This window comes from Dietzia sp. NPDC055877, from assembly GCF_053615975.1.
Window position 1 is genome coordinate 1 of sequence record NZ_JBSHCV010000018.1, and the last position, 12,785, is coordinate 12,785.

14 protein-coding genes are annotated in these 12,785 nt (G+C 63.2%); 3 read left to right on the forward strand and 11 right to left on the reverse strand.

Features of this window, described 5'->3' with window-relative positions:
• Nucleotides 1-277: arsenate-mycothiol transferase ArsC (locus ACWGLC_RS14810; RefSeq protein WP_452100608.1), on the reverse strand; the 277-nt coding region annotated here is incomplete at its 3' end.
• On the reverse strand, nt 274-1,401 hold the full coding sequence (arsB, locus tag ACWGLC_RS14815) for an ACR3 family arsenite efflux transporter (protein WP_452100609.1): 1,128 nt from the start codon (nt 1,399-1,401) through the stop codon (nt 274-276). The genes ACWGLC_RS14810 and arsB, both read right to left, overlap by 4 nt.
• A gap of 100 nt (nt 1,402-1,501) precedes the next feature.
• Here arsB and ACWGLC_RS14820 point away from each other — a divergent pair, with 100 nt between their 5' ends.
• The 3 genes from ACWGLC_RS14820 (at nt 1,502) to ACWGLC_RS14830 (ending at nt 4,751) form a co-directional block, all read left to right on the forward strand.
• A complete protein-coding gene (locus ACWGLC_RS14820) occupies nt 1,502-1,852 on the forward strand; it encodes an ArsR/SmtB family transcription factor (protein WP_253002077.1) in 351 nt (116 codons plus the stop codon).
• 632 nt (nt 1,853-2,484) lie between these two features.
• The gene (locus tag ACWGLC_RS14825; RefSeq protein ID WP_413464437.1) at nt 2,485-3,456 is read left to right on the forward strand and encodes an LGFP repeat-containing protein; all 972 of its coding nucleotides are present in this window, start codon (nt 2,485-2,487) and stop codon (nt 3,454-3,456) included.
• 854 nt (nt 3,457-4,310) lie between these two features.
• Entirely contained in the window at nt 4,311-4,751 is a 441-nt protein-coding gene (locus ACWGLC_RS14830) for a hypothetical protein (protein WP_143337767.1), read from the forward strand.
• A 431-nt stretch (nt 4,752-5,182) separates the two neighbouring features.
• Here ACWGLC_RS14830 and ACWGLC_RS14835 read toward each other — a convergent pair whose 3' ends face one another.
• From ACWGLC_RS14835 to merA, 9 genes are all read right to left on the reverse strand, one after another.
• Nucleotides 5,183-6,499 (reverse strand): DUF4185 domain-containing protein, encoded by a 1,317-nt coding sequence (locus tag ACWGLC_RS14835; protein ID WP_452100610.1) that lies wholly within the window; start codon nt 6,497-6,499, stop codon nt 5,183-5,185.
• A 127-nt stretch (nt 6,500-6,626) separates the two neighbouring features.
• Entirely contained in the window at nt 6,627-7,007 is a 381-nt protein-coding gene (locus tag ACWGLC_RS14840) for a hypothetical protein (protein ID WP_017838560.1), read from the reverse strand.
• A gap of 485 nt (nt 7,008-7,492) precedes the next feature.
• The gene (locus ACWGLC_RS14845) at nt 7,493-7,864 is read right to left on the reverse strand and encodes a hypothetical protein (protein ID WP_452100611.1); all 372 of its coding nucleotides are present in this window, start codon (nt 7,862-7,864) and stop codon (nt 7,493-7,495) included.
• 315 nt (nt 7,865-8,179) lie between these two features.
• Nucleotides 8,180-8,839: a hypothetical protein gene (locus ACWGLC_RS14850; RefSeq protein ID WP_156523581.1), complete on the reverse strand. Its 660-nt coding sequence runs from the start codon at nt 8,837-8,839 to the stop codon at nt 8,180-8,182.
• 79 nt (nt 8,840-8,918) lie between these two features.
• Nucleotides 8,919-9,164: a hypothetical protein gene (locus ACWGLC_RS14855; protein WP_156523582.1), complete on the reverse strand. Its 246-nt coding sequence runs from the start codon at nt 9,162-9,164 to the stop codon at nt 8,919-8,921.
• A gap of 6 nt (nt 9,165-9,170) precedes the next feature.
• Nucleotides 9,171-9,449 carry a putative quinol monooxygenase gene (locus tag ACWGLC_RS14860; protein WP_082923921.1) on the reverse strand — a complete coding sequence of 93 codons (279 nt, stop codon included), beginning with the start codon at nt 9,447-9,449 and terminating at the stop codon, nt 9,171-9,173.
• 85 nt (nt 9,450-9,534) lie between these two features.
• A complete protein-coding gene (locus ACWGLC_RS14865; RefSeq protein ID WP_082923922.1) occupies nt 9,535-10,311 on the reverse strand; it encodes a recombinase family protein in 777 nt (258 codons plus the stop codon).
• Nucleotides 10,312-10,502: 191 nt separating this feature from the next.
• The gene (locus tag ACWGLC_RS14870) at nt 10,503-11,099 is read right to left on the reverse strand and encodes a recombinase family protein (RefSeq protein WP_182641728.1); all 597 of its coding nucleotides are present in this window, start codon (nt 11,097-11,099) and stop codon (nt 10,503-10,505) included.
• A gap of 231 nt (nt 11,100-11,330) precedes the next feature.
• Nucleotides 11,331-12,731: a mercury(II) reductase gene (gene merA / locus ACWGLC_RS14875; RefSeq protein WP_213185527.1), complete on the reverse strand. Its 1,401-nt coding sequence runs from the start codon at nt 12,729-12,731 to the stop codon at nt 11,331-11,333.
• Between the last annotated feature and the right edge of the window lie 54 nt (nt 12,732-12,785).

Below are 12,785 nucleotides of genomic sequence, written 5' to 3' on the forward strand. Positions count from 1 at the left end.
CGACCGGTTCGACCTGGGCTTCCTCCCCCAGAACGATCACGCGATCCACCCGCCGGAGCAGGTCGGGATCGATGGCCGTGGGTGTCTGGTCGGACATGTCGGCGCCGAGCTCGGCGACCGCTTCCGCGGCTAGGGCGTTGACCGCGGAACCGGGCCGGGTGCCCGCGGAGTGGACCTCGATCGCCTCCCCGGTGTGCAGGCGCATGAGCGCTGCTGCCATCTGGGACTTGCCGCCGTTCTTGACGCACACGAACAAGACGCTGGGAGTGTTGGTCATGACCGGGCTCCTTCGGTGTTGCGGGCCGGGTCCGTGCGAGATGGCGGGAGGGTTGGGTCTCCCGGGAACAGTTTCGGTCCGGCCCAGAGCGCGACGTAGACGAGCCCGATCAGAACAGGAACCTCGATCAGCGGGCCGACCACACCCGCCAGGGCCTGGCCCGAGGCGATACCGAAGGTGCCGATCGACACCGCGATCGCGAGTTCGAAGTTGTTGCCCGAAGCGGTGAAGGCGACGCTGGTCGACTTGGCGTAGTTCAGCCCCACCGCCTTGGAGACGAACCAGCTGAAGAAGAACATCAGGACGAAGTACAGCAGTAGCGGCACGGCCATCCGGGCCACGTCCAACGGCTGCGAGGTGATCGCCTCCCCCTGCATCGCGAACAGCAACACGATGGTGAACAGCAACCCGTACAGCGCCCACGGGCCGATCCGGGGAAGGAAGGTCTCCTCGTACCAGTGCCGTCCTTTCGCCCTCTCCCCCAACACGCGGGTGAGGAAACCGGCCAACAGCGGTATTCCGAGGAAGACCAGCACGGAGATCACGATGGACCACACGGAGAACTGCGCCGAGGTGGTCTCCAACCCCAGCCAGGAGGGCAGCAGCTGGAGATAGAACCATCCGAGGGCGCCGAACGCCACGACCTGGAACACCGAGTTGATCGCCACCAGCACCGCGGCGGCCTCCCGGTCCCCGCACGCCAGGTCATTCCAGATGAACACCATCGCGATGCACCGCGCCAGGCCCACGATGATCAACCCGGTACGAAACTCCGGCAGGTCCGGCAGGAAGATCCACGCCAACGCGAACATGAACGCCGGCCCGAGGACCCAGTTCAGGATCAGCGACAACGTGAGGAGCTTCCGGTCGCCGGTCACCCTGTGGGTCTCGTCGTAGCGCACCTTCGCCAGGACCGGATACATCATCACCAGCAGGCCGACCGCGATCGGCACCGAGATGCCGCCGATCTTCACCGAGTCCAAAGCGGCATCCAGGCCCGGGACGAAGCGCCCGAGCAGCAGACCGGCCGCCATGGCCACAAGAATCCATGCGGCCAAGTAGCGGTCGAGAAACGACATCTTCTTGGCGACCGGCGCAACAGCCCGGGCCGTGGTTGTGCTCATTGGCACGAAACTCCCTCATATCGATGAACGTCTATGCTGGAGGCTATGCTCACATATCGGCATGTGTCAATGTATTGTTTGAGGCGGGGTGAGCGAAGAAATGACTGCAGGAAACGACGTCCTTCCGGCTCGGACGCAGAACGAGTGCTGCCCCCTGTCGTCAGCTCCGATCACCGCCGAGACCGCAGATCAGATGGCGCGCACGCTCAAAGCACTGGCGGACCCGACACGCCTGCGGCTGCTGTCCCACATCGCCGCGCAAGGCTGCGAGTCGGTGTGTGCGTGCGACTTGCTCGACGTGGTCGACATCAGCCAGCCCACGATCAGCCACCACCTCAAGAAACTCGTCGACGCAGGACTCCTGACCCGGCAGCAGCGTGGCAAGTGGGCGCACTACTCAGTCGTGCACGAGACGTTCAAAGACCTGCGCCGCTTCCTAGACCTGGCCTGAAGCTCACCTGGAGCGGTAGCCGGTTTCACCAGTAGGCAATCCGGCCGGAGTCGCTACGCGGACCACGCAGCTGCAGCCCGCGAAAGTGAGTCGCTGCCAGAATGCAGGTGGCTGGATGCCTACCCATCTATGGCACGTACACCACGGCCGGTAACCACGTCTTATGTAAAGTTGTAGTTTGCGTATAGCGTCAGATGAATCATCCCTGCATGAGCGTCTCTCCTGTGTAGTTCTGCGATCTCCGGCCGGGCCTGCGGAATCAGCGACTGCTGTGCGCGATCGGCGTCGGGCCGCGGTGTAGAAGAGCGCCACCGAGTCGTGCAACGTCGAGGTACCACTCGGCGCGAAACGATGCCGCCGAGCCCCTCCTATGCGGCGCCAGACCCGTAGCAATGCGGGAACTTTGGTCTCTGGGCGATATCGATTGTGACTCGAACCAACATTGTTACGACCGTTCACCAGCGGTGATACTCCTGGGGCGGATGGGAACACGAAAGTTCAATGTGAGCGGCGTCACATCGGAGTTTGATTCTCCCCGTACAGTTTTCCGCCCCTCAGGAGGTCTCGCATGAGATCGCGACCAAGAAGTCCCCCGCTTGCTGCGGCTCGTCGCAACAGCGGCCACAGCCACCATGGTGATCGCGGCCCCAACCCTGGTGGCAGGGGCTCAACCAGCCACCACCGCCCGCAGTGAGGCACCGGCAACGACGTCCCCACCGGTGCCGACTGCACCGTCCACGAATCCGAGCCCCTCCTCCCCCGCCGCAGGCCCTCCGTCTCAGGACACGCCACCCGAGCAGCGCCGAGACCAGGCAACCCCCTCACCGAGGTTCCACACAACGGCCTGCGCAGCCTTCTGGAACCCGAACTTCGGTCGCAACTTCACCGTCTGCGGCCGCATCCTGGACAAGTACCACCAGCTCGGTGGCCCGGGAGGGTTCCTCGGCCCGCCGACATCAGACGAACTCACCAACGCTGACGGCATCGGAAAGCGCACCTCATTCCAAGGCGACGCCACCATCTACTGGCACCCCGACACCGACGCCCACCCGGTCGGCGGCGCCATCGGAAGCAAATGGGCCCAATTCGGATACGACCCCGGACCACTCGGCTACCCGATCACCGACGAAATCACCAACCCCGACGGAATCGGGAAACGACAAGCATTCCAACACGACTCCAGCATCTACTGGCACCCCAACACAGGAGCCCACCAGATTGGCGGACAAATCGGCGCACGCTGGGGAGAACTCGAATGGGAAGCCAGCTACCTCGGATACCCCACGACCGACGAACTATCCACCCCGAACGGAGCAGCTCGTTTTAACCACTTCGAGAACGGGTCTGTCTATTGGGCTCAGCCAACTGGCGCGCACGACCTGACGAGAGAGATGATGGCGATTTGGGGAGCGTACGGATTCGAGACTGGACTGATGGGACTTCCTGCAGGAAACAACATCCCAGACTCCGACATTTCCGTACTAGCGCGGGGACAACAGGCGGCGCCAAGACTACGAATCCCTGGCGAACCACAAGAGCAGGTCTTCCAAAACGCAATCGGTCGATTCGGGACGGACGGAGAAGCATATGTACGAGGCAGGTAAAACCAAGCAAATTGGACGGAGAGCCCGCCTTCCTCTCGTCATCGCCTCGATAGCGGCACTCATTTTATCGGTGGCAGCGACAGGACCCGAAGCTATCGCCCAGACGTCCACCGAGGCTATACAACCAAGTGGGACAGTGGGCGATGAAGGCAACGTAACTCCGTCAGATCCCGATACGATAAACGAGGAACCACCACAAATGGTGGCAGCCGCTGCGCCTCCGTGGTCGTACACGGGAGAGCAAATGGCCACGAGCCGAATTGCTAGGTGTGACACTTGGAAAACGCCCCAAGGTGGAACATACTCATCCAGTATTCTCCGACGAGGGTACTGGTTCGATGGGGCAACGGGAGACCAACCGTTTGGCTACGATAAGGCACGGGGTAAGCACTGGGTATGGAACAGAAACATATGGAAGGCGACGGTAGGAAACGCGGGGGGCTGTAACGAGTCTCAGTCGAATCCCACCGCTGGAGTATTCACAAACTGGTTCGACCGCTTGACATGTCGTGTCATTAACTCAATTCCCGTCGATTGCAGTCAATGGGAAAGTAAGCGGGTTCGCTCTATCGAAGTGCGATCAACCACCCAGAACACCCCGCCTGGCAGCGAGATGCTAGGCAATCTCAGTATCTACTGTGAGAATACGCCGCCTAGCGACCAACTGTGTCCGATTTGGGTAGGCTACGCAGTCCCTCCACATCCTGACGATACTCCGCCACCGTACAACTAACTAGGTAACCCGTCGGGGCATCGCAGTTGAGCGATGCCCCGACACCGGCGTTGCCCAGGTTACGCTTTTGTGCGACAGATATTGAATCCTAAAGTTACCATTACATTAGAGCGGCAAAGTTATGAACCAAGACGGGCCAACCGAGAACCACTGGACTGACACGTTTTCAGAAAATGAGCACTCGCGGGCTTTTCCATTCATCACCCAATGCCATCGCGAATTGCAGTCGCGGTACTGCGACGACGCCAACCGAGATATGCCGTCGCGCTTCCTTTGTTACTTGCTGAACGAGATTCGCACTAACACATTAACCGAATGCTGGTGCGTAGGCGTACGCGACGCTGGAGTACTTGGCGATGGCAGCGCATGGATCAAATATAGTTTTGGCGAATTGAAATTTGCTATTGCTCTTCGAATTGACGCCTCCGTTATCAAGGCGCACACCGACCACTTAGCGAGGTATGCAAGCGAACTTGCAGCTTTCACAATTGGAGAGCCGGGCATCAACTTGGCAAATTCAGAAATCGTGGACGGCACCTACTGGTTTAGGGTGGACAGATAGTTAACCGTTCTGTGTACGCTATTCAGGGCAGTTGGTGGGCAGTTCGGCGAGGGCGTCTGGGTATGCGCCGTGGCCGTTCAGGGCGAAGCCCGCGAGGCCAACGACGTCGCGGCGCCAGCGCAGGAGCCCGAGGAGTAACGGCTCCCCTACTTGGTTGGCTGCGTGGCGGCTGGAGCGTGCTCGCCGACGGCGACTCCCCCATCCGTTCGGACTTGGGTCGGGGAACGCCGGAAACACGTAACGTTTCCTGTTCCCGGATGCTGTGGATCTGAGTGCGGTGACGACGGACGCAACGCTGGCATTGCTGCCGCCCAGAACTGCACCCGTTCTGGGCGGCCACTAATTGATCCGACAGACATTGCGGAAAAGCGACACCGCCCGGGACGCCCGGGCCAAGGGGCGCACCGCCGAGGAGTCCGCTCGAGAAGGGCCTACTCCGCGGTCATCGGGTCATAGTTTTCGTGATCGGCCGGGGTTGTGCGATCGTCCTCGAGTTCTCCTTGTAAGGCAGAGCGGAGCCAATCATGATCGACCTCGGCGTCGACTGCGTCCGCGAGAACCGCGACCTGCTCGGCCACGGGGAGCTGAGAGACGTCAGGCGCCAGGTCCCCCGTGTACTCCTCGGTCACGTGACTGGACTCGGAGGACAGGTTCTCGGTCGCTGCCCGCGCCGTCGGAGAGGAACTCAGGGAGCCGGACCCTCCACCGAAGAGGCTGACCTCCCATTGCCTCGTGCCGTAGTAGAGCGTCTGGCCATTCACCTGCGGCCACGCTGACAGCAGCATTTGCGCACGGCCCAAGTTGCTGTACGGATGGATCGCCGGCGCGTAAAGGGCTGGCTGCTCGACTCCGGTGACCTGAATGGCGGGCATCGTCCATAGGCCTTCCGGGCGAGGAGCGGTCCGGGTGACGGCGCCAAGGATGCCGTCGCAGTACGAGAGCACGACTCGTCCGTCGATGACTTGAGCGGAGAGCTCGCCGATGGCGTTGTTAGGAACCGTGGGGGTGAGGATCGGGGTCGTGAAACCACCGCGGCGCCATGCCCATGTTCCGCCGCCGTCTCGACCCCAGAACTCATAGGTTGAACGGTTCCACATGCTGCGCCAGTCCACGCGCACGAGATGGATGCCGCCGCCGTTCCAACGGCCCTCGTTGGTGCCGTAGATGTAAACCCAAGGTTCGCCGGGGAGCATGAGCATCGTGTTGTTCTGGAAGTGACTCCACTCCCCCACGTTAGGGAAGTCGAAGTTCTCGCGATTGACCTCCAGATCCCACGTGCGTTCCCAGTTCTCGGCGTGGGCTTCGGTCGAGGTCCACATGCGCGAGTGGAAGGTCGCCCAGCTCCCGCCGGGCGAGATCGGATCCCAGGACCGGATCGCGAAAGTTGTCATCATGTACCGGCCGTCGGGCAGGTGGATCAGGTCGTTCGGAATGTTGGTGAAGCCGTCCGGGAGCTCGCCAGCATGGACCGTTCCGCGGTGCTGATAGTTGATCATCTCTTTGGCGTAGGCGCCGCCGATGGCGTTGTCCCACCGGATGCCGTTCTCAATGTCTGGGTTGGACTGGCGAAACCCGACTGGAGACCTCCAGCCGCTGCCGCCGACGTGCTCGACGAAGGTGTCGCCGAAGATCGTGATCGTGTACCCGTGGTTGGTGATCGCCGGGAACCCGAGATCGGTTGCTGAGGCGCCCCAACGCCCAGTTTCGTTCGGGCCTGTCAGCTCTTTGACCAGTCGTGCCATCGTCATGCCTCCTGTGTCGAGAAGTCGCCTTGGCGACGAAGTGAGCAACGTCAGTTTGCGTCGTTCACATCCACCGTGCCATGCGGGTACGACACGAAACTGAACGATTAGTTCACGAAGGAGGTGAATCTCGTTAGAGTCCGGGGATCATGCCCGGGTACAGGAAGACGTTGGACGCTGGAGTAGACGATCCAAGGCCCAGAATGGGGCGCAGCTTGTGTGGGTTCCCGGCTTGGTCGGCCTGCCAGCAGTTGTCGTACCCGCGGAACCCGGTACACACGATCTTCGTGGTCGTGCCAAACGGCGAGATGATTCTCGGCAGGCCGATGAAGGGATTGTAGAACTCCAGACGGTCAGGGGTGAGCGCAAAGCTGGTCACGTCGACTGGCCGGACGGGAGATCCCTGCCCGGGATCAACGGGCCAGGCGTCCTGAGCGTTCGCTTGTCCCACACCGACAAGCATTGATGCAGTGGCCAATGTGACGGCGGCGAGCGTGGCAAGGGTGCGGCGCATAATCAATTCCTTGCTGGGAGGGACGGTCTCAACCCGGTTATCGTCGCAGAAGTCGTATGCGTTAACAACGGAGCAAGCTGGCGTTCTCAGGCGCTCAGCGCTACTGGGAACTTGAGGGTGCACCCATCCAGGTGAACCGGTGACCGGTCGGATGGCCAGTTGCACCGCCTCAGGCCTGAAAGCGTAGGTGCCACTCGATGGCGTCGCCCACCACCAGAGTCGTGACGTGGCCGTCCTCGGCCACGAACCGGACGCTGACTCGGGAAAGTGGAGCATCGGACATGCGCCGAGCGTAGCCGCGCCAACGTGCACTTCTCGAAGAGAGCCGTGCCCCCAACATCTCCACCGGCGGGCGTCTCCTCTCTCTCCCCCGCCCCCGATTCCTAAGAACTGCGTAGGCCGTCCCAGTTCCTTGGTTGTGGGACGGAGACTGTCGACCCGCAGTTTCGGTTTGTGAGTCGCAACGCGCTACACATCGTGCTTGTTCACGAAGACCAGGTGCGCCGCCGAGAGAGAAGGTCCGGGTTGATGACGCGGATCGCTTGAATCAGAGCGATGCCCAGTAGTCCGTAGATCCACACGGAGTACGACCACGGGCTGTGGGTAACCATGCTGACGCGGGGGTCGTCCCTGGTCCAGTAGGTGCAGCGAACCCCGGCGGGGAGCAGTTCGTACCCATGGGACCAGTTGAGGTTGGTGTGAAATGTGCTGACCTGTTCCTGCGGGGGAAGCCGTTCGGGAGGAAAGCCGTCCGGCACGTGACCGTCGCGAAGGGCGCAGGTATAGCCGGGGTAGTCGTTGTAGTCGTCACTGCCGGCGAAGCCGAGGAACGCGATCGCTCCGCAAATCGACAGCACTGCAGAGACAGCGGCTGCACTTCGTCTGGCACCCGGTCGCCTTGAAGGAAACCCAGACGGTGAAAATCCAGATCGCAAGCGACAGGGCTACCGGAGGCAGTAGCGGAATCAGGAATGCCTCCACGGGTACCTCCTAGTTGTCGCACTGTGCGGGATCGGGACAGGTACGCGTGTCAGTCGGTGGCTGCCGACGAGTTCCCCATCGCAAGACCCCTCGATTGCGGCGCTCAGTGGCGGGGTTCTGCCAGGACTGACTGGCAGCCCGGTGTCATGCTGCAGCACCTACCGCGAGCGAAAATCCCAGCGTCGCCACAGCTAGGACTGCGGGAGGTCGCGGATCAGCGGGACTACTTCCCACTGGATGTCGCTTCGCACCTCCTCGACCAGATCCGGCCTAGTCGAGTAGACCTCAATCCATCCTGTCTCCGGTTGAACCTCGAGGAACAGCGTCTCGTCGTCGGACCACAAGAAGGATGGTTCGGGGTAGAGGAACGGGTCCGTAAGAGCGGCGGTCGAGGCCGATACCAGCTGGTAGTCGTAGTCGCTGCCATAAGCGCTGTCGTCCACGATCTTGATGATGCGCGTGTCCTCGGGGTCTCCGATTGGATCACCCCACACCGTCCAGATCGCCGCCTTCCACTCCTGACAAGACGCGGTGCGAGAAAAGCGCTGCACGATCTCGATGGCAGGGCCCGCGCTGCACCCGACGAAACGATCCACATCCGTCGCTTGCTCCGGGGAGGTGGCGCTGTCGATCATCGCCGTCAATCCGCGGCGGGGCGGATACTGCGCACCCACCCACTCAGCAACCTCACGCCATGAACACCAACCGGCCACGTCACGGCCCGCACGGAGCGTGATCGGACACAGGATCCGCACCCCGTGCGGAAAGAGTTCTCGAACCGCGCTCACGGTCCGCGCCTCGAGCAACGCTGCGATGCGCCCCTCGACTCCGCATGGCACCCATCCGGTCACGCCGGTAATCCCCCTCCGGTCGACCGCGCGCCAGTGAGCGCCGATTCGTACTTACGCAGGACAGCCGGCGTCGCGCTGCTCACCGCGAGGTCGCCCGCCTGGCGTCGACTGCCCGGTGGAGGGCCCAGATGATCAGCCCCACGACGGGCAGGAGGAACGCCACCATGAACCATAGGAACGTCTCGGGCCACGGCGCTGCGCGGCGCCGTTCAGCGACGACGATCGCGACCGGGATCAGCAACCACACCAGGCCGGCGAGGAGCCATACGACGTCAAAGGCCAGCGGAATCACTGCATCCGCACTGTCTGCGGCGAAAGTAGTCATGCCGAGTCAGAGCCCCGTGATGCAGTAGTCGCGCTCAATACCTGCTGTCACTATCCCCCACTCACTGCCGCGAACCCGCTCCTGATGCCTGCGGAACGAAGCGGCGTCGTCGAAGACCTCCTCGACGCCCCACACCAGACGATCCTCGGTCCGGGTCACCGAGAATGACCTGCAGCCCTGCTCAGCTCGCGTCAACTCAACATGACATGGCAAGTGGGTGTCGACAAGAGCGGCTTCGCGTTCGTCGCGACACACCAATCGACCCTTCAGATGAACTTCGGTCACAAGTCCAGTATCGGCTACCCCTCAAGCGGCACGCCCTTGAACAGCGCAACGGGCCGACCATCAGCGGTCACGGTGCGCGGCGCTGTCACGGTGCGCGGCGCTGGAGGGCGCGATACAGGGTGGAGCGGCCTACCCCGAGATCTCGAGCGATCGCTGACGGCCCCTCCCCTGCCTCCACGCGGGCTCGGGCTTTACCGATCTGTTCGTCGGTCAGCACGCGTTTGCGTCCCCTGTATTTGCCTTTCGCTTTGGCGATGGCAATGCCCTCGGCTTGGCGTTCACGGATGATGGCCCGCTCGAACTCGGCGAACGCCCCGAGCAGCGAAAGCATCAGGTCTGCTCGTGGATCCTGGGCGCCGGCGGCGTAAGTGGCGCGTTCGTGGACGAACTCCACGCTCGCGCCTTTGGCGGTGATCTCGCCAACGATCTGCTTAAGATCCACGAGGGAGCGAGCGAGTCGGTCCATCGATGCAACGACGAGCTCGTCACCGTCCCGCAGGTACCTGATGCACTCAGCGAGCTTCACCCGGTCCGCGCGAGAGCGTGCGGACTGCTTTTCTATATAGACCTGATCGCACTCCCCAACCGCCTCGAGCTGACGCGCCTCATTCTGATCCGCGGCCGACACCCGCACGTACGCCACCCGCTGCCCACGAGGCCGCGAGGACCGGCGAGCCGGCTTCCGGGCCGGCCCCGATTCTCCCTCGACGATATTCTCCGAGTCCGTGGACTCGACTCGGATTGACCAGTCCAGCTCGTCCCGGCGACGGAACCTGGTACGCACGCTCCCGCGGCTGACGATGAGCACCTCCTCGCCACCGTCACCCGAGCGATTGAGCAACATCCCGATTCGATCAGCCATCGAAAGAGCCTTTCGTCCGGAATCTGTACCACTACACACTAGACCCGAAGGGACGGCGTTTCATAACTCTAGAAACCACCTTGTGACACAGCGACGATGGCGGACTCGCGCTCGTCCCCCTGGGGTGTACCGGTAAATCGCACTGCTCGGTGGCGGCGTTCTAGCGGCGATACCTGACGGCGCCACCTGCATTAAGGCTCGAGCGCCTCGAGGGCTCGGGCGGCTTGCTGGTGGCGGTAGAGGGTGGCGCGGGACCATCCGACCAAGCTGGCCGCTTCGGCGGCGGTGCGGCCCTTTCTTCGGGCGTCCTGGGCGATGTCGAGTTTTTCGGCGATTACTGCGGGATCGACCGGGGGCCGACCGAACCTCGTGCCGTTCTGCTTCGCCGCGGCGATGCCGGCGTTGACGCGTTCAGTGATGAGCTCGCGCTCGTACTCGGCCAGGGTGGCGAGCATGCCCAGCATCAACCGGCCGGAGGTGGTCTCCGGGTCGATGCCGTCCGAGAGCGACCGAATCTTCACGCCCTTGTCGCGAAGCAGGTTCACGGTATTGAGGACATCGATCAGGGAGCGGCCGAGGCGGTCAATGCGCCACACCACGACGGTATCGCCGGGCTCGATGTAGTCCATCAGCCGCTTCATCCCCGGGCGCTCGATCGCGGTCCGGCTCCCCGAGGTGACGTCGGAGAAGACGTCGCGCTTCTGAACCCCGGAATCTACGAGTGCATCCAACTGCAACTGCGCGTCCTGACTCGCGGTACTGACGCGGGTGTACCCCAGATGCCTCATGGCCCGATTCTGCCCCATAAACCCCTACCGAGGCCGATCCTGAGACGAATGTCGCCAAGATGACTTAATGAGACACCGGCGGGTGGCCGTAGAGCCAGGAAAACTGCTCAAAAGTGGTCACTGTCCTGGACGGTGTCGGGTGTCTTGAAAACCTTTACGTTTACAAGGCATCTTCACGGCGTCAGGCGGCCGCCGCGTCAGCCCTCGCCCTTCCCGTTGGGGCTGTGGGTTTCAGGCGCAGCATGACGTCGGCATCTGGTTTCGGAAGAGGCCAGCCACGATGCGCAAGCTTTCGCTCATGGTCAGGTACGGTGCCCAGGTTTCGGCCAGATCGTCGACGGTCATGCCGGCCTTGATGGCGTAGGTGGCCGCCAGCATGATCTCCCCGGCCCCGTCCGCCAGGGCGTGCACGCCCAGAATCTTGCCACTCATGGCGTCGGCGACGAGCTTCACCGCGCCGCGGGTGTCGTGCTGGACGAGCGCCCGGGGGACATCGGACAGGTCCAGGACGCGGCAGTCGCACGCGTGCCCTCGGGCGAGGGCCTCGTCCTGGGTCAACCCCGCCGAAGCCAGCTGGGGCCGGGTGAATACGACCGCAGGAAATCCGGCGTAGTCGACCCGAGCTGCTGGCGGGTCTCTGTCCTCGGTTAGGGCGTTGAGCGCGGCGGCCCGACCGCTGGCAGCGGCGGCGTAGACGTACTGAGGAGCCCCCGAGACGTCACCGGCGGCCCAGATGCGCGGGTTGGAGGTGCGCTGGGTCTGGTCGACCACGACAAAGCCGCGATCGTCCACGTCCACACCGGCAGCGACCAGGTTCAGGCCGTCCGTGCGGGCCATGCGTCCAGTGGCCACCAGGACCCGCGCGCCGCGCACCTGTTCGCCCGACTCCGTGGTCACCACAACCTCTCCGGCGGGGCCTGGCTCGCGGGCCACCGTGGCCGCGTGCTCTTCGACCACGGTGATGCCGTCGTCTAGGAAGACCTCCCGAAGTCTCTGGGCCAGCTCCGGCTCGGCCTGCGGCGCCAGACGCCCGACCACAGAGACCCGGGTACCGAGGTGGGCAAACAACTGGGCCTGCTCCATCCCGACGTACCCGCCACCGATGACGACGAGGGACTCGGGCAGCTCGGTCAACTGCATCGCGGTGGTGGAGGTCAGCCGGGCCACAGAGTCGAGGCCGGCCACGTCCGGGATGGCGGGAGTGGCGCCGGTGGCGACCAGATAGGCCCGGGCCCGCAGCGCCTGGCCGTCGACGGCCAGGGTCTCCCTGTCCAGGAAGGCGGCCTGGCCAGAAAGGACCTCGAAGCCGTAGGCGGCGGCCACATCGGCGTACTTCGCATCACGCAGGCGCTCGATAAGTGAGTCCTTCTGGGCCACCAGATCCCCGAGGTTCACCGGTGCGGCTGACGTTGGGGCACCTTTGAAGGGATTGGTGAGCGCGGCGTGCCGGGCCCCGGCGGCCGCCAGGAGCGTCTTGGACGGCACGCAGCCGATGTTCACGCACGTCCCGCCGAGAACACCGCGCTCAACCAGCACGACACTCCTGCCGGCCTGACTGGCCGCGATAGCGGCTGACATCGCCGCGCCTCCTGAGCCGATCACGGCCAGATCGACGTCGTAGTCCACACCCATTTCCGCCCCTTCCTTCGCGTGCCCAATCTTCAGCGCCCATAGTGGACGTTCCAG

What these genes read in the sequence shown, in the direction of transcription:
- ACWGLC_RS14840 (WP_017838560.1), bottom strand. Translation starts at nt 7,007, where the DNA reads ATGCGCCGCACCCTTGCCACGCTCGCCGCCGTCACATTGGCCACTGCA.
- ACWGLC_RS14820 (WP_253002077.1), top strand. Translation starts at nt 1,502, where the DNA reads ATGACTGCAGGAAACGACGTCCTTCCGGCTCGGACGCAGAACGAGTGC.
- ACWGLC_RS14830 (WP_143337767.1), top strand. Translation starts at nt 4,311, where the DNA reads ATGAACCAAGACGGGCCAACCGAGAACCACTGGACTGACACGTTTTCA.
- arsB (WP_452100609.1), bottom strand. Translation starts at nt 1,401, where the DNA reads ATGAGCACAACCACGGCCCGGGCTGTTGCGCCGGTCGCCAAGAAGATG.
- ACWGLC_RS14855 (WP_156523582.1), bottom strand. Translation starts at nt 9,164, where the DNA reads ATGACTACTTTCGCCGCAGACAGTGCGGATGCAGTGATTCCGCTGGCC.
- ACWGLC_RS14825 (WP_413464437.1), top strand. Translation starts at nt 2,485, where the DNA reads ATGGTGATCGCGGCCCCAACCCTGGTGGCAGGGGCTCAACCAGCCACC.
- merA (WP_213185527.1), bottom strand. Translation starts at nt 12,731, where the DNA reads ATGGGTGTGGACTACGACGTCGATCTGGCCGTGATCGGCTCAGGAGGC.
- ACWGLC_RS14835 (WP_452100610.1), bottom strand. Translation starts at nt 6,499, where the DNA reads ATGACGATGGCACGACTGGTCAAAGAGCTGACAGGCCCGAACGAAACT.
- ACWGLC_RS14870 (WP_182641728.1), bottom strand. Translation starts at nt 11,099, where the DNA reads ATGAGGCATCTGGGGTACACCCGCGTCAGTACCGCGAGTCAGGACGCG.
- ACWGLC_RS14865 (WP_082923922.1), bottom strand. Translation starts at nt 10,311, where the DNA reads ATGGCTGATCGAATCGGGATGTTGCTCAATCGCTCGGGTGACGGTGGC.